General features: G+C 66.2%; 15 protein-coding genes. 13 read left to right on the top strand and 2 right to left on the bottom strand.

Annotated elements, in window-relative coordinates; genetic code table 11:
• Positions 1-27: 27 nt before the first annotated feature.
• The gene (locus ABL844_RS17800; protein ID WP_418128357.1) at positions 28-456 is read left to right on the top strand and encodes a hypothetical protein; all 429 of its coding nucleotides are present in this window, start codon (positions 28-30) and stop codon (positions 454-456) included.
• On the opposite strand, the gene ABL844_RS17795 is transcribed toward ABL844_RS17800, so the two are convergent.
• Both ABL844_RS17795 and ABL844_RS17790 read right to left on the bottom strand, forming a co-directional pair.
• On the bottom strand, positions 446-1,699 hold the full coding sequence (locus ABL844_RS17795) for a D-amino acid dehydrogenase (protein WP_418128355.1): 1,254 nt from the start codon (positions 1,697-1,699) through the stop codon (positions 446-448). The two genes, ABL844_RS17800 and ABL844_RS17795, sit on opposite strands and share 11 nt — an antisense overlap.
• A gap of 56 nt (positions 1,700-1,755) precedes the next feature.
• Entirely contained in the window at positions 1,756-3,078 is a 1,323-nt protein-coding gene (locus tag ABL844_RS17790) for an amidase (RefSeq protein ID WP_418128353.1), read from the bottom strand.
• Positions 3,079-3,284: 206 nt separating this feature from the next.
• Here ABL844_RS17790 and rpsB point away from each other — a divergent pair, with 206 nt between their 5' ends.
• From rpsB to fabZ, 12 genes are all read left to right on the top strand, one after another.
• Positions 3,285-4,037, top strand: a complete 753-nt coding sequence (gene rpsB / locus ABL844_RS17785; protein ID WP_126024014.1) for a 30S ribosomal protein S2 — start codon at positions 3,285-3,287, stop codon at positions 4,035-4,037.
• An 80-nt stretch (positions 4,038-4,117) separates the two neighbouring features.
• Entirely contained in the window at positions 4,118-5,041 is a 924-nt protein-coding gene (gene tsf / locus ABL844_RS17780; protein ID WP_418128352.1) for a translation elongation factor Ts, read from the top strand.
• Positions 5,042-5,137: 96 nt separating this feature from the next.
• Complete coding sequence (gene pyrH, locus ABL844_RS17775; RefSeq protein WP_093202350.1) at positions 5,138-5,860, top strand: UMP kinase; 723 nt, start codon at positions 5,138-5,140, stop codon at positions 5,858-5,860.
• Between the two features lie 11 nt (positions 5,861-5,871).
• Positions 5,872-6,432 (top strand): ribosome recycling factor, encoded by a 561-nt coding sequence (gene frr / locus ABL844_RS17770; protein WP_418128351.1) that lies wholly within the window; start codon positions 5,872-5,874, stop codon positions 6,430-6,432.
• Between the two features lie 8 nt (positions 6,433-6,440).
• Positions 6,441-7,163: a polyprenyl diphosphate synthase gene (gene uppS, locus ABL844_RS17765; RefSeq protein ID WP_418128349.1), complete on the top strand. Its 723-nt coding sequence runs from the start codon at positions 6,441-6,443 to the stop codon at positions 7,161-7,163.
• 18 nt (positions 7,164-7,181) lie between these two features.
• Positions 7,182-8,027, top strand: coding sequence for a phosphatidate cytidylyltransferase (locus tag ABL844_RS17760; RefSeq protein WP_184637567.1), 846 nt, complete (start codon positions 7,182-7,184; stop codon positions 8,025-8,027).
• On the top strand, positions 8,024-9,214 hold the full coding sequence (gene ispC, locus ABL844_RS17755; RefSeq protein WP_184637569.1) for a 1-deoxy-D-xylulose-5-phosphate reductoisomerase: 1,191 nt from the start codon (positions 8,024-8,026) through the stop codon (positions 9,212-9,214). Before ABL844_RS17760 ends, ispC begins: the two co-directional genes overlap by 4 nt.
• Before the next feature lie 27 nt (positions 9,215-9,241).
• Positions 9,242-10,615 (top strand): RIP metalloprotease RseP, encoded by a 1,374-nt coding sequence (rseP, locus tag ABL844_RS17750; protein WP_418121206.1) that lies wholly within the window; start codon positions 9,242-9,244, stop codon positions 10,613-10,615.
• A gap of 38 nt (positions 10,616-10,653) precedes the next feature.
• Positions 10,654-13,086 carry an outer membrane protein assembly factor BamA gene (gene bamA / locus ABL844_RS17745; RefSeq protein WP_126024025.1) on the top strand — a complete coding sequence of 811 codons (2,433 nt, stop codon included), beginning with the start codon at positions 10,654-10,656 and terminating at the stop codon, positions 13,084-13,086.
• Positions 13,087-13,638 (top strand): OmpH family outer membrane protein, encoded by a 552-nt coding sequence (locus ABL844_RS17740; protein ID WP_126024027.1) that lies wholly within the window; start codon positions 13,087-13,089, stop codon positions 13,636-13,638.
• A gap of 14 nt (positions 13,639-13,652) precedes the next feature.
• On the top strand, positions 13,653-14,630 hold the full coding sequence (gene lpxD, locus ABL844_RS17735; RefSeq protein WP_418128347.1) for a UDP-3-O-(3-hydroxymyristoyl)glucosamine N-acyltransferase: 978 nt from the start codon (positions 13,653-13,655) through the stop codon (positions 14,628-14,630).
• A 23-nt stretch (positions 14,631-14,653) separates the two neighbouring features.
• Entirely contained in the window at positions 14,654-15,112 is a 459-nt protein-coding gene (gene fabZ / locus ABL844_RS17730; protein ID WP_418128346.1) for a 3-hydroxyacyl-ACP dehydratase FabZ, read from the top strand.
• Positions 15,113-15,137 lie beyond the last annotated feature (25 nt).

The following is a 15,137-nucleotide window of genomic DNA, read 5'->3' as shown; positions in this document are numbered from 1 at the left end:
GCTGCTTGCCTCCCTATCATCCGGGGGATGAACTTCAAAGGCGTCGGCTGGCTGCTTGTCCTGCTTCTCGCGGCGCTTGTTTCGTTCGTGGCCGCGACGATGGCGTGGATCGCGGGATTCGGGTGGGTGCTGGGCGTGTTGTGCCTCGTGTGGGGCGTCTTCCTGCTGGCGGAGTTCAGGCGATGGGTGCCTCTGCGAGATGTGGCCTGGGCCGCCAATGTCGGTTTCGGCATCAGCGTGATCCGCTGGTTCGACCTGCCGGCCGAGGGTGCCTCCGGCCTGACGCGGCTGGCGCTGCTGGGCGCCGGTGTGCTGTGCCTGATCTTCTTCGCGTTGATCTGCCCCGGCTTGCTGGCCTGGGGCGCTGGAAGGCTGCGGCCTCCGCCCGAGCCGGGGCTTCCCGTCGAGAAGCCCGCAAGCCCCGAAGCCTTGCGCCGGTGGGGCCCTAAAGACTGAGCCGTTCGACCCCGAGCCCTTCGAGGTCGATGCCCGGCTCGCGTCCGGCGATCAGGTCGCCCAGCACGCGCGCGCTGCCACACGAGAGCGCCCAGCCGCTCGACCCATGCCCGAGGTTGAGCCACACGCCCGGAATGCCGCTAGCGCCCAGCACCGGCGGGCCGTCGGGCAGCATCGGCCGCGCGCCTTTCCATTGCTGGATGCCGGACTGCAGCGTGGCGGCGCCCGGAAACCAGTCGTGCAGCACCTTGTAGAGCGTCTGCACCGCGGCTGGGTTCATCGTGTCCAGCGAGCCGCCAATTTCGGCGCTGCCGGCCACGCGCACGCGTTGGCCCAGCCGGGAGATGGCGACCTTGAAGCGCTCGTCCATCACCGCGCTGCGGGGCGCATTGAGCGGCTCGCGGATCGGCGCGCTCACGGAATGGCCGTAGACCGGCGCCATCGGAATGCGCAGGCCCAGCGGTCGCAGCAGCGAGGCCGATTCCAGTCCGGCGCAGACCACGACGGCGTTGTAGCGCACCGGGTCGGAGCCGCTCGCCAGCGACAGCGAGGTAGGGGCCGCGCGGCTCAGCGGCGCGATGTCGCAGTTGAAATGGAACTGCGCACCGAACGACTCGGCCTCCCACTTGAGCAGCAGCGCGAACTGGCGGCAGTTGGCCACTTCGTCCTCAGGCAGGTGGATGGCGCCTGCCAGCGGGGTGTCGGGGTTCAGGGCGGGTTCGATGAGCCGCGCTTCGTCGGCGTCGACTTCCTTGAAGACGCTGCCAGCCGCGCGCAGCACGTCGAGCCCGGGCTGCACCAGCTTCTTCTCGCGCTTGGAGCGAAGCAGCACGAGATAACCGTCGCTGCGCTCATAGCTGAGTTCGCGCGACTCGGTCACTTCGTGCAGCCGGTTGCGGCTGTAGAAGGCCAGGCGCTGCATGCGGGCGCGGTTGGCGAGGTAGGTGTCGAGCTTGCAGGCCTTCTGCCAGCGGGAGAGCCAGCCGAGGTCGCGCGAGCCCAGGGGCCAGCGCAGCTTGATGGCACCGTGAGAGGAGAGCAGGGAGCGCAGCACCTTGCCGCGCATGCCGGGGCCGGCCCACGGCGTGACGTATCCGGGAGCGACCACGCCGGCGTTGGCGAAGCTGGCTTCCTCGGCGGCGGCGCCGCGGCGCTCGAAGACGGTCACTTCATGGCCGTCGGAAACCAGTTCCCAGGCGGTGGTGACGCCGATGATGCCGGCGCCCACGATCGCGATTTTCATTGAGTGTTCAGGATGAGAGAGATGGCTGGCGCCCGCGGGACGGGCGCCGTCGGCCGTTATTCTTGCAGCGCGCGCTCGGTCTGGAGCGCCACCGCGAGCACGGCGTCGTCGCGCAGCGCCGCGTGCCACAGCATCAGGCCCACCGGCAGTTCGCCTGGAGCCTGGCAGGGCAGCGAGATGGCGCAGCCGTCGAGCATGTTGACGATCGACGGATTGCGCAGGAGCAGCGCATTGACGCGGAAGAATTCTTCGTCGCGCTCCGCGCCCGGCGCCACGCTGGCGATGGACGGCGCGGTGATCGGCACCGTCGGCGACAGCGCGGCGTCGAAGGGCGCGAGCACGGCTTCGACGCGGGCGATCCAGTCGCGGCGGGCGTTGATCAGGTCGATGTACTCGTGCGCCTTCATCGTGGCGCCGCGCAGGATGCGCTGGGCCACGCGCGGGTCGTAGCCCGCGCCGCTGCGTTCCAGCAGCAGGCGGTGCCAGGCGTACGACTCGGCGGCGGAGAAGCCGCCGGTGGCGTTGATGGCGCCCAGCTCGGCGAGCTGGGGCAGGTCGATTTCGACGATGCGGGCGCCAGCGGCGCGAAGCGTCTTCAGCGAGCGTTCGAAGGCGTTGGCCACGGCGGGCTCGATGCCGTCGAAGAACACGTTCTTCACCACGGCGAGCCTGTAGGCGGCGAGCGGGGCGTTGCCGGCGGTCACGCGACGGGCGGCGAGGATCTCGTGCGCGGTGATGGCGTCGCGCACCGAGCGGGTCATGGCGCAGGCGGTATCAAGGGTGGTCGAGAGCGGCAGCGCGCCGGCGGTGGGCGTCAGCCGGGCCGTATTCTTGAAGCCGACGATGCCGTTGAGCGCTGCCGGAATGCGGATCGAGCCGCCGGTGTCGGAGCCCAGGCCGATGAAGGCGGCGCCGCTGGCGACCGAAACCGCTGCGCCGGAAGACGAACCGCCTGGGATGCGCGGTACCGCGGGGTCGCTGGCGTTGGCTGGCGTTCCATGATGCGGATTGACGCCAACGCCTGAAAAGGCGAATTCCGTCATGTTGGTCCGGCCGGTCAGTACGCCGCCGGCGGCGCGCAGCCGGGCCACGGCGGGGGAGTCGGCCTTGGCGGCCGGGGCGTGCGCCAGGACGGCGGAGCCGGCGGGCGTGGCCTGACCCTCGACGTCGAAAAGGTCTTTGGCGGTGAAGGCGAGGCCGGCCAGGCGGCTGGCCGGGTCCGACGTGGAGGCGGACTGCAGGGCCTCGTCGAACATCGTGCGGGTGAAGACGTGCTGGCAGACCGCGGACCTGGAGATGTCGATGGCGCGCTCCATTTCGGTGCGTGCATCGGTGCCACCTGCCAGAAGGTCGAGACGGGTGGCGTGAAGGTCGTTCATGGAAGCTGCGGGTGCCGCCGGGGCGGCTCGGGTTCAGAGGGAGGGGCGACGGCCGTGCTATACTCTTTGGGTTTCGCTGGTCGGGCAACGGCTCCCGTTGCATCCAGCCAGACACATCCGCAAACCGGCCCAATCAAGGTGTTGTGACTCGATTCAAAGAGCGCAAAACGGGCTGGATTTTAGACCCAACCTTTGGAGTAATTTCAATGTCCACCACCATGCGCGAAATGCTGGAAGCAGGCGTCCATTTCGGTCACCAAACCCGCTTCTGGAACCCCAAGATGGCTCCGTACATCTTCGGTCATCGCAACAAGATCCACATCATCAACCTGGAAAAGTCGCTCCCGATGTTCCAGGAGGCGATGAAGTACGCCAAGCAGCTCACCGCCAACCGCGGCACGATCCTGATGGTCGGCACGAAGCGCCAGGCCCGTGAGATCGTGGCGGCGGAAGCCCGCCGTGCCGGCGTGCCCTTCGTCGACACTCGCTGGCTCGGCGGCATGCTGACCAACTTCAAGACCGTCAAGACCTCGATCAAGCGTCTGAAGGACATGAAGGCTCAGCAGGAAGCCGGCCTCGACAGCCTGAGCAAGAAGGAGCAACTGACCTTCACGCGCGAAATCGAGAAGCTCGAGAAGGACATCGGCGGCATCCAGGACATGACCGCTCTGCCCGACGCCATCTTCGTGATCGACGTGGGTTTCCACAAGATCGCCGTGGCCGAAGCCAAGAAGCTCGGCATTCCGCTGATCGGCGTGGTGGACTCCAATCACTCGCCCGAAGGCATCGACTACGTGATCCCCGGCAACGACGACTCGTCGAAGGCTGTCACGCTGTATGCCCGCGGCATCGCCGATGCGATCATCGAAGGCCGCAACAGCGCCACCGGCGACGTGGTCAAGGCCATCGCCGAAGGCAATGACGAATTCGTCGAAGTCGAAGAGGGCGCCTCGGCCTGATTGGCGCGCCCGCGAGCCTGAAGAAGGGGCTTTGGTGCCCCTTTTTTTTAACCTGATTTTTGAATTCACGGAGATACGAAATGGCTGCAATCACCGCAAGCATGGTGGGCGAACTGCGCGCAAAGACCGACGCGCCGATGATGGAATGCAAGAAGGCCCTGACCGAGGCCGACGGCAACATGGAAAAGGCCGAAGAGCTGCTGCGCATCAAGCTCGGTAACAAGGCTGGCAAGGCCTCGAGCCGCATCACCGCCGAAGGCGTGGTGGCCGCATACGTTGGCGGTGACGCCGGCGCGATGATCGAAGTCAACTGCGAAACCGACTTCGTCTCGAAGAACGACAGCTTCCTGGCCCTGGTCAATGCCGCCGCCAAGCTGGTCGCCGAGAAGAACCCCGCCGACATCGCCGCGCTGGGCGCCCTGGCCTACGAGCAGGACGGCTTCGGCCCCACGCTCGAGGACGTGCGCAAGGGCCTGATCGGCAAGATCGGCGAGAACATGACGTTCCGCCGCTTCAAGCGCTTCGCCGGCAACGGCAAGCTGGCCTCCTACCTGCACGGCACGCGCATCGGCGTGATGGTGGAGTTCGAGGGCGACGACACCGCCGCCAAGGACGTCGCGATGCACATCGCCGCCATGAAGCCCGTGTCGGTTGCCGCTTCGGACGTGCCCGCCGAGCTGATCGAGAAGGAACGCGCAGTTGCCGCTGGCAAGGCCGAGGAAGACCGCAAGACGGCCGAAGCCGAAGGCAAGAAGCCCCAGCCGGCCGACATCGTCGCCAAGCGCATCGAAGGCGGCGTGCAGAAGTTCCTCAAGGAAGTTTCGCTGCACAACCAGGCCTTCGTGAAGAACGACAAGCAGACCGTCGAGCAGATGCTCAAGGCCGTCAACACCACGATCAAGGGCTTCACCCTGTACGTGGTCGGCGAAGGCATTGAGAAGAAAGTTGACGACTTCGCCGCTGAAGTCGCAGCCCAAGTCGCCGCAGCCAAGGCTGCCGCTTAAGCCTTTACGGCTCCAGCGACGGTGCGTTCGCGCGCACCGTCGTTTTTTCATCGCCACGTTTTACACTCGTCCCGACCCAACCAAAGGAAATTGCCCATGTCTGATGCCCGCCCAGCCCACAAGCGAATCTTGTTGAAGCTGTCGGGAGAGGCATTGATGGGTGACGACGCCTTCGGCATCAATCGTGCGACCATCGTGCGCATGGTGCAGGAGGTGGCCGAGGTCGTGAACATGGGTGTCGAGGTGGCGGTCGTGATCGGCGGCGGCAACATCTTCCGTGGCGTCGCGGGCGGTTCCGTCGGCATGGACCGCGCAACTGCCGACTACATGGGCATGCTGGCCACGGTCATGAACTCGCTGGCCCTGGCCGATGCGATGGACAAGCAGGGCCTCGTGGCCCGCGTGATGTCCGCCATCGCCATCGAGCAGGTGGTCGAGCCCTATGTGCGCCCCAAGGCGCTGCAGTACCTCGAAGAGGGCAAGGTCGTGGTGTTCGCGGCCGGCACGGGCAACCCGTTCTTCACCACCGACACGGCCGCCGCGCTGCGCGGTGCCGAGATCGGCGCCGAGCTGGTGCTCAAGGCGACCAAGGTCGACGGCGTCTATACCGCCGACCCCAAGACCAACCCCGACGCGACCCGCTACGCCACGCTGACCTTCGACGAGGCGATTGCGAAGAACCTCGGCATCATGGACGCCACGGCCTTCGCGCTGTGCCGCGACCAGAAGCTGCCGATCAAGGTGTTCTCGATCTTCAAGAATGGCGCGCTCAAGCGCGTCGTCATGGGCGAGGACGAAGGCACGCTGGTGCATGCCTAGGAGTATTTGAGATGACCATTGCAGACATCCGCAGTGCGACCGACGCGAAGATGAACCAGTCGATCGCCGCATTCCAGAACAACCTCACCAAGATCCGTACCGGCCGCGCCAACTCGGCGCTGCTCGACGCAATCCACGTCGAGTACTACGGCTCGCAGGTGCCGCTGAGCCAGGTGGCCAACGTGTCGGTGCTCGATTCGCGCACGCTCAGCGTGCAGCCCTGGGAAAAGGGCATGGGAGCCAAGATCGAGAAGGCCATCCGCGAAAGCGACCTGGGCCTGAACCCGGCCTCGATGGGTGACCTGATCCGCGTGCCGCTGCCCGCCATGAGCGAAGAGCGCCGCAAGGAAATGACCAAGCTGGTCCGCAACGAAGGCGAGAGCGCCAAGATCGCCACGCGCAACCTGCGCCGCGATGCGAACGAGTCGGTCAAGAAGCTGGTCAAGGAAAAGCTGGCGTCGGAAGACGACCAGAAGCGCGCCGAAGCCGAGATCCAGAAGGTCACCGACCGCCACATCGCGGAAATCGACCGCCTGGTCGCGGCCAAGGAAGCGGAGATCATGGCCGTTTGAGGCCTGCCATGGCCTCGTCGGCGCCGCGCGTTCCTCACCACGTTGCCATCGTCATGGACGGCAACGGCCGCTGGGCGACGCGGCGCTTTCTTCCCCGCATCGCGGGGCACAAGCAGGGCGTCGAATCGCTGCGCCGCTGCGTCAAGGCCTGCGCCGAGCGCGGCGTGGGCGTGCTCACCGTCTTCGCGTTCTCGTCCGAGAACTGGAACCGTCCCGTCGAGGAGGTTTCCGGGCTCATGGAGCTGATGGTCGGTGCGCTTGCTCGCGAGGTGCCCAAGCTCAGCGCCGACGGCGTGCGGCTGCATTTCGTCGGCGAGCGCGCCGGTCTGTCGCCCAAGATGGTGAGCGGCCTGCTCGACGCCGAAGCCGCCACGGCGCACAACACCCGGCTTGTGCTCAACGTCTGCTTCAACTACGGCGGCCGCTGGGACATCGCACAGGCTGCAGCCAAGCTTGCAGCACAGGGCGAAGCGATTACCGAGCTCAGCCTTGATCGCGCGATGGCCCTGGCCCATGTGCCCGACCCCGACCTGTTCATCCGCACCGGCGGCGAGCAGCGTCTCTCCAACTTCCTGCTCTGGCAGAGTGCCTACGCCGAGCTTTTCTTCAGCGACAAGCTGTGGCCCGAGTTCGACGAGGCAGCGCTGGACGAGGCCATTGCCGCGTTCCAGGGCCGCGAGCGGCGTTTCGGACAGACCTCGGCGCAAGTCTCTTCCACCGCCGCGGCCTGACGGCCAGGCAGCCTCCGCATGCTCAAGCAACGCATCATCACGGCGATCGTGCTCCTCGCGATCCTGCTGCCGGCGCTGTTCTACCCAAGCTATATGCCCTTCGGCTGCGTCATGCTGGTGCTGATCGGCGCCGCCGCCTGGGAGTGGGGGCGTCTGAACGGCTATGGGCAGGGGGTGTCGCTGTTCCTCGGTGCCGAGACGGTGGTGCTGTGTGGGCTCTCCTGGTGGCTCGGGCTGCTGGAGCAACCCCTGGTCGTGATGTGGACCCTGGCGAGCGCTGCCTGGGTGCTGGGCGGCGCGGCTTTGCTGCGCGTGGCAGTGCCGGGCTGGCCCCGCATTCCGCGCGGCCTTCGACTGGTCGGTGGCCTGCTGGCGCTGTGGGTAGCTTGGCTGGCTGCGGTGCAGGCGCGCATGATCGGCATCAACTTCCTGCTGTCGATCCTCGTGCTGGTGTGGGTGGCCGACGTATTCGCCTATTTCGCCGGCCGGGCCTTCGGCCTCAAGTTCACCCGCAACAAGCTCGCTCCGGCGATCAGTCCCGGCAAGAGTTGGGAGGGCGTTTGGGGCGGCATGGTCGGCGTGGTGGTGCTGGCTTTCGCCTGGGTCTGGGCCGACAAGGCCGCGGGCGCCACGGTGGCCAGCCTGTATACCCGTCTCGCCGAGCGTGGCTGGTGGCTGCTGTTGCTGGCCGCGCTGTTCCTCGCGGCCATGAGCGTCGTGGGCGACCTCGTCGAATCTCTCATCAAGCGCAGCGCCGGCGCCAAGGACAGCAGCAGGCTGCTGCCCGGCCACGGCGGCGTCCTCGACCGCGTGGATGCCCTCTTGCCGGCGCTTCCCATTGCCATGATGCTGGCTTTCCTGTGAATTCACCCAGAAGACAACGCGTCACGGTGCTCGGCTCGACCGGTTCGGTCGGCGTGAGCACGCTCGACGTCATTTCGCGCCACCCCGAGCGCTTCGAGGTTTTCGCGCTTTCCGCGGCCACCAAGGTCGACGAGTTGCTGGCGCAGTGCGCCCAGTTCACGCCCAGGTTCGCCGTGATGGCCAGCGCGCCGCACGCCGCGCTGCTGGCCGAGAAGCTCCAGCAGAATGGCCTGAAGACGGTCGTGTTGATGGAGGGCGATGCTCTCGAAACGATAGCGTCGCACGACGAGGTCGATTCCGTGATGGCCGCCATCGTCGGTGCCGCCGGCCTGGGGCCATGCCTGGCTGCCGCGCGCGCCGGCAAGCGGCTCCTGCTGGCCAACAAGGAAGCGCTGGTCGTCGGCGGCGAACTCTTCATGCGCACCGTGCGCGAGGGTGGGGCGACGCTGCTGCCCATCGACAGCGAGCATTCCGCCATCTTCCAGTCGCTGCCCGAGGACCCGTCCACCTGGGCGCGGCGCATCGACAAGATCATCCTGACTGCCTCGGGAGGCCCGTTCCGCACCCGTGCGCCGGAAACCCTGGGCGCGGTGACGCCCGAGCAGGCCTGCGCCCATCCGAACTGGGTCATGGGCCGCAAGATTTCGGTCGATTCGGCCACGATGATGAACAAGGCGCTCGAGGTGATCGAGGCGCGCCATCTGTTCGGCGTCTCGCCCGAGCAGATCGAGGTGGTCATTCATCCGCAGAGCGTGGTGCACTCGATGGTGCAGTTCACCGATGCGTCGGTCATCGCCCAGCTCGGCACGCCCGACATGCGGGTGCCGATCGCGGTGGGCCTGGCCTGGCCCGAGCGCATCGAAAGCGGCGCCGCGCGGCTCGACTTCCGGCAGATGGGCTCGCTGACCTTCGAATCGCCCGATGCGGCGCTTTTCCCCGGGCTGGGCCTTGCATGGCACGCGCTGCGCGCCGCGCCCGGTACGACGGCTGTGCTCAATGCCGCCAACGAGGTCGCAGTTGAAGCATTCCTCAACCGCCGCCTGCGTTTCGATTGCATACACGCGGTCAACATGGAAACTTTGGAAAGAGTCGCCCCCTCCAAGCCGGCATCGCTGGCCGACCTGCTGGCGATCGACGCCAGCGCCCGGGCGGCAGCCAATGCCGCGGCGCTGCGATTCGCTGCCTGACGCCTCCCTCGTAAAGCAAGGACTCCGATGCTGCTTACTGTCATAGCCTTTGTGGTTGCGCTCGGTGTCCTGATCGCGGTGCACGAATACGGCCACTATCGCGTGGCAGTGGCCTGCGGCGTCAAGGTGGAGCGCTTCTCCGTCGGCTTCGGCAAGGCGCTTTTCCGTTGGCAGCCCAGGCGCCAGCATCCGGGCCAGCAGACCGAGTTCGTCATCGGCGCATTTCCCTTCGGCGGCTACGTCAAGATGCTCGACGAGCGTGAAGGCCCCGTGGCACCCGAGGAACGCCACCGCGCCTTCAACACGCAGCCGCTGCGTTCGCGCGCGGCCATCGTGGCCGCGGGGCCGATCGCCAATCTGCTGCTGGCGGTGGCGCTCTACACGGCAGTCAACTGGATCGGCGTGCAGGAGCCGGTCGCCACATTGGCGCGGCCGGTGGCAGGCTCCCTTGCCGAGTCGGCGGGCCTGAAGGGCGGCGAGCACATCTCCCGGGCTGGGTTCGACGGCGAGCTGACGCCGGTCCAGTCCTTCGAGGACCTGCGCTGGCGCATGACGCGCGGAGCGCTCGATGGTCGCGACCTGAAGCTCGAGGTCGCGGGCGAGGGCGGTCGGCCCGCTCGCGAGCTGGTGCTCCCGCTCAGCCGCATGGAGACCAAGGACGCCGATCCGCAGATGTTCCGCAAGATCGGCGTGCTGGCGCCCCTGACGCGCCCCGAGATCGGCGAAGTCATGAAGGGCAGCGCGGCCGAAGCGGCGGGCCTGCTCGACGGCGACGTGGTGCGCGCCATCGGCGGCACGCCGATCATCGACGGGCAGCAGCTGCGCGAGGCGATCCGGGCGTCGGTCGACGGTGGCCAGCCGCGCACGCAGGCATGGCAGATCGAGCGCGGCGGCCGGGCGCTCACCATCGACGTGAAGCCCGAAGTGCGGGAAGAGGGCGGCGCCAAGGTGGGGCGCGTGGGCGCCTATGTTGGCGCGCCGCCCGAAATGGTGACCGTGCGCCAGGGCGTGGTCGACGGCATCTGGCGCGGCGTGGTGCGTACCTGGGAGGTTTCGGCGCTGACCGTGCGCATGATGGGCAAGATGGTCATCGGCGAGGCGTCGATCAAGAATCTCAGTGGTCCGCTCACCATCGCGGACTACGCGGGCAAGTCCGCAAGCCTCGGTTTCACCCAGTACCTGGTCTTCCTGGCGCTCATCAGCGTGAGCCTCGGGGTGCTCAATCTCATGCCGCTGCCGGTCCTCGATGGAGGACACCTGATGTATTATCTTTGGGAGGGCCTGACCGGCAAGAGCGTCTCTGACGCCTGGATGGAACGGCTTCAGCGCGGGGGTGTGGCCCTGCTGCTGGTCATGATGTCGGTCGCACTCTTCAACGACGTCACGCGGCTCTTTGGTTAACTTTCTGCCGGCCCTTTCCGTGCCGGCTCAATTCACAGATGAACAAAAACTTCAGTCGCTTTCGCCTGCGTAGCGTTGTCGCGGTGGTTGCCAGTGCGCTTGCGGCTTCGGCCGCCTGGGCAGTCGAACCTTTCACGGTGCGCGACATCCGCGTCGAAGGCCTGCAACGCGTCGAGGCCGGTACGGTCTTCGCGTCGCTGCCGCTTCGCGTGGGCGATACCTACAGCGACGAGCGCGGCTCCGCCGCGATTCGCGCGCTGTTCGATCTGGGGTTGTTCAAGGACGTGCGCATCGACGTGAATGGCAACGTGCTGGTGGTCATCGTGGAAGAGCGTCCGACCATCGCCGATGTCGATTTCGTCGGCACCAAGGAATTCGACAAGGCCGCGCTGCAGAAGGCGCTGCGCGAAGTGGGCCTGGCCGATGGCCGCCCCTACGACAAGGCGCTGGCCGACCGTGCGGAGCAGGAGCTCAAGCGCCAGTACGTGAGCCGCAGCCTCTACAACGCGCAGGTCGTGACCACCGTCACGCCCATCGAGCGCAACCGCGTCAACCTGACCTTCACCGTGACCGAAGGCGAGTCGGCCCGCATCCGCGAAGTGCGCGTGGTGGGCAACAAGGCCTTCAGCGAATCGACGCTGCTGAGCCTGTTCGACCAGGACAGCGGCGGCTTCATGAGCTGGTACACGAAGTCGAATCAGTATTCGCGCGCCAAGCTCAACGCCGACCTCGAAACCCTGCGCTCGTACTACATCACGCGCGGCTATCTCGAGTTCCGCATCGACTCGACGCAGGTCGCGATCTCCCCGGACCGCAAGGACCTGACGGTGACGGTGAACATCACCGAAGGCGAGAAGTTCGTGGTGTCGAGCGTCAAGCTCGATGGCAACTACCTCGGCCGCGACGACGAGTTCAAGTCGCTCATCACCATCAAGCCGGGCGAGCCCTACAACGGCGAGCAGGTCACGGAGACCACCAAGGCGTTCAACGACTACTTCGGCACCTTCGGCTACGCCTTTGCGCGCGTGCAGGCGCGCCCCGAGATCGACCGCGTCAACAACCGCGTGGCCCTCACGCTACAGGCCGAGCCCTCGCGCCGCGTGTACGTGCGCCGCGTTTCGGTCGGCGGCAACAACAAGACCCGCGACGAGGTGATCCGTCGCGAGTTCCGCCAGTACGAGGCCTCCTGGTACGACGGCGACAAGATCAAGCTCTCGCGCGACCGCGTGGACCGCCTGGGCTTCTTCACCGAAGTGAACGTCGATACGCAGGAAGTGCCCGGCTCGCCGGACCAGGTGGACCTGACCGTCAGCGTGGTTGAGAAGCCCACTGGCAGCCTGCAGCTCGGCGCCGGCTACTCCAGCGCGGAAAAGGTCGCGCTGACCTTCGGCATCTCGCAGGAGAACGTGTTCGGCTCGGGCAACTTCCTGGGCGTTCAGGTCAACACCAGCAAGTACAACCGCACGCTGTCGCTGACGGCTACCGACCCGTACTTCACGGCCGACGGCATCTCGCGCACTTTCAGCATCTACCACACCACGACGCGTCCGTACCAGACCTCGACCGACGGCGACTACAAGCTGGTGAACCAGGGCGCATCCGTGCGCTTCGGTGTGCCGTTCAGCGAGGTCGACACCGTCTTTTTCGGCGTCGGCATTGAGCGCTATGCGTTCGATCCCAACAGCTCGACCGCCTTCTCCGGCCTGTACACGCCGCCGTCGTACCTCAACTACTTCCAGTGCAAGAAGGACCCGACGGGCCTGCTGGTCACCGGCTGCGACCAGAAGAGCGTCTGGGGCATTCCGCTGAGCGTCGGCTGGGGCCGCGACAGCCGCGACAGCGCGCTGATCCCGACCACCGGCCGCCTGCAACGCGCCAACCTCGAGGTGGGTGCCGCCGGCGACATGAAGTACGTCAAGACGAACTACCAGTACCAACAGTTCTTCGCAATCAACAAGCAGTACACCTTCTCGATCAACGGCGAGGTCGGCTACGCCAAGGCCTTCGGCAACAAGGTCTATCCGATCTTCAAGAACTTCTACGCGGGTGGCCTGGGTTCGGTGCGCGGCTTCGAGCAGAACTCGCTGGGTCCGCGTGATGCGCCGCTGTTCCTGCAGAGCGAAGGCGCGGCCATCGGGGGTACGAAGAAGGCGATCTTCAATGCGGAGCTGAGCACGCCGTTCCCCGGCGCCGGCAACGACCGCACCCTGCGTCTGTACGGCTTCTTCGACGTCGGCAACGTCTTCGGCACCCGTGCCGCCGGCGTGACCGACGAGCAATGGAAGGCCGAGAAGAAGCTGCGCGCCTCGGTCGGCCTTGGCGTCAGCTGGATCTCGCCGCTGGGCCCGCTGCGCCTTGCCTACGCCTTCCCGATCAAGTCCCAGAAGGAAGTGGGGCAACCGTTCACGGCAGGCTATATCCCGAAGGATAGAATTCAGCGCCTCCAATTCCAGATCGGAACGTCTTTCTAAATGAAGCATTTGATCCGCGCCGCGGCCGGCGCGTTGTTGATTCCCGCTTTCGCACTTGCCACGGCACCTGCCCAGGCACAGGCGCAGGAAACTTTTCGCATCGGCTTTGTGAACCCGGACCGCGTGCTGCGTGAAGCGCAGCCCGCCAAGACTGCCCAGGCAAAGCTCGAGGCGGAGTTCCTGAAGCGCGAGAAAGACCTTACCGCACAGGGCGATGCCCTGAAGGCTGCATCCGAGAAGTTCGAGCGCGAGGCACCCACCCTCTCTGAAACCCAGCGCGTTGCCCGCCAGCGCGCCCTGGTCGATCAGGACCGCGACTTCCAGCGCAAGCGCCGCGAGTTCCAGGAAGACCTGAACGCGCGCAAGAACGAAGAGCTCCAGCAGGTCTACGAGCGCGCCAACCGCGTGGTGAAGCAGGTGGCCGAGGCCGAGAAGTACGACGCCATCCTGCAGGAAGCGATCTACATCAATCCGAAGCACGACATCACCGACAAGGTGATCAAGGCGCTGAACGCGTCCGTTGCTTCTCCTGCGCCCGCGGCCGGCAAGTAACGCCGCGAACCGGCGTGTCACTGCAGCTCGGAGCCATTGTTGACGCCCTCGGGGGCGAGCTTCATGGCGATGCGGCGCTGTCCATCGAGCGGCTCGCGCCTCTCCAGAATGCACAGCCCGATGCGCTCAGCTTCCTGAGCCATCCCAAATACCAGCAGGAGCTGGCGGCTTCGAAGGCCGCCTGCGTGATCGTGTCGCCCGCCATGCGCGAGGCAGCAGCTGCGCGTGGCGCCTACATCGTCACGCCCGATCCGTACCTCTACTTCGCCCGTCTCACGCAGCTGTGGAAGGCGCGCCATGCGCCCCCGGAGGCCGACCGCGTCCATCCCAGCGCGGTGATCCATCCTGAAGCGCTGGTCGACGCCACGGCGCGCATCGGCGCGCTGTGCGTGGTGGAGCGGGGCGCCCGCATCGGCGCGGGCACCGTGCTGAAGTCGCGCGTGACGGTCAGCGAGGACTGCGTCATCGGCGAGCGCTGCCTGCTGCATCCCGGCGTGGTGATCGGCGCCGACGGCTTCGGCCTCGCTCCACACGAGGGGCGCTGGATCAAGATCGAGCAGCTCGGAGCCGTGCGCATCGGCAACGACGTCGAGATCGGTGCCAACACCTGCATCGACCGCGGTGCGCTGGACGACACCGTCATCGAAGACGGCGTGAAGCTCGACAACCTGATCCAGATCGGCCATAACGTCCGGGTCGGCAAGAACACGGCCATGGCGGGCTGCGTCGGTGTGGCCGGGAGCGCCATCATCGGGGCCGGCTGCACCTTCGGTGGCGGCGCCATCGTGCTGGGTCATTTGACGGTCGCCGACGGCGTGCATGTGTCGGCCGCGACCGTGGTCACCCGGTCCATCCACAAGGCCGGCCAATACACCGGCATGTTTCCCATCGATGACAATGCGAACTGGGAAAAGAATGCGGCAACGCTCAAGCAGTTGCACAGCCTGCGCGAACGACTGAAGGCGCTGGAGAAGGCTCCCTCGAAAAAATGACGACGATGCAGGAACAGAAAATCATGACAAAGCCAGCGATAGCGCTCGATATCCATCAAATCCTCAAGTTGCTGCCTCACCGCTACCCGTTCCTGCTGGTGGACCGCGTGCTGGACATGGAAAAGGGCAAGCGCATCACGGCGCTCAAGAACGTGACGATGAACGAGCCGTTCTTCAACGGCCACTTCCCGCACCGCCCTGTGATGCCGGGCGTGCTGATGCTCGAAGCGATGGCCCAGGCGGCGGCGCTGCTGTCCTTCCATTCGCTGGACATCGTGCCGGACGACAACACCGTCTACTACTTCGCTGCCATCGACGGCGCCCGCTTCAAGCGTCCGGTGGAGCCGGGCGACCAACTCACCCTCGAAGTCGAGATCGAGCGCATGAAGGCGGGCATCTCCAAGTTCAAGGGCCGGGCCCTGGTGGGCACCGAGCTCGCCTGCGAGGCGTCGCTGATGTGCGCCATGCGCCAGATCAACTGATGGCCGGCCGCAGCCAGTTGCTTCT

Origin of the sequence: Variovorax sp. 278MFTsu5.1 (assembly GCF_048305045.1) — a bacterium.
Lineage (GTDB): Bacteria > Pseudomonadota > Gammaproteobacteria > Burkholderiales > Burkholderiaceae_C > Variovorax > Variovorax guangxiensis.
The sequence above is the reverse complement of the archived record's forward strand: the minus strand, read 5'-3'. Positions and strand labels throughout refer to the sequence as shown.

Coding starts and splice junctions, on each gene's coding strand:
- ABL844_RS17740 (WP_126024027.1), top strand. CDS start 13,087: ATGAAGCATTTGATCCGCGCCGCGGCCGGCGCGTTGTTGATTCCCGCT.
- ABL844_RS17795 (WP_418128355.1), bottom strand. CDS start 1,699: ATGAAAATCGCGATCGTGGGCGCCGGCATCATCGGCGTCACCACCGCC.
- pyrH (WP_093202350.1), top strand. CDS start 5,138: ATGTCTGATGCCCGCCCAGCCCACAAGCGAATCTTGTTGAAGCTGTCG.
- ABL844_RS17790 (WP_418128353.1), bottom strand. CDS start 3,078: ATGAACGACCTTCACGCCACCCGTCTCGACCTTCTGGCAGGTGGCACC.
- rseP (WP_418121206.1), top strand. CDS start 9,242: ATGCTGCTTACTGTCATAGCCTTTGTGGTTGCGCTCGGTGTCCTGATC.
- ABL844_RS17800 (WP_418128357.1), top strand. CDS start 28: ATGAACTTCAAAGGCGTCGGCTGGCTGCTTGTCCTGCTTCTCGCGGCG.
- rpsB (WP_126024014.1), top strand. CDS start 3,285: ATGTCCACCACCATGCGCGAAATGCTGGAAGCAGGCGTCCATTTCGGT.
- fabZ (WP_418128346.1), top strand. CDS start 14,654: ATGACAAAGCCAGCGATAGCGCTCGATATCCATCAAATCCTCAAGTTG.
- uppS (WP_418128349.1), top strand. CDS start 6,441: ATGGCCTCGTCGGCGCCGCGCGTTCCTCACCACGTTGCCATCGTCATG.
- tsf (WP_418128352.1), top strand. CDS start 4,118: ATGGCTGCAATCACCGCAAGCATGGTGGGCGAACTGCGCGCAAAGACC.
- bamA (WP_126024025.1), top strand. CDS start 10,654: ATGAACAAAAACTTCAGTCGCTTTCGCCTGCGTAGCGTTGTCGCGGTG.
- frr (WP_418128351.1), top strand. CDS start 5,872: ATGACCATTGCAGACATCCGCAGTGCGACCGACGCGAAGATGAACCAG.
- ABL844_RS17760 (WP_184637567.1), top strand. CDS start 7,182: ATGCTCAAGCAACGCATCATCACGGCGATCGTGCTCCTCGCGATCCTG.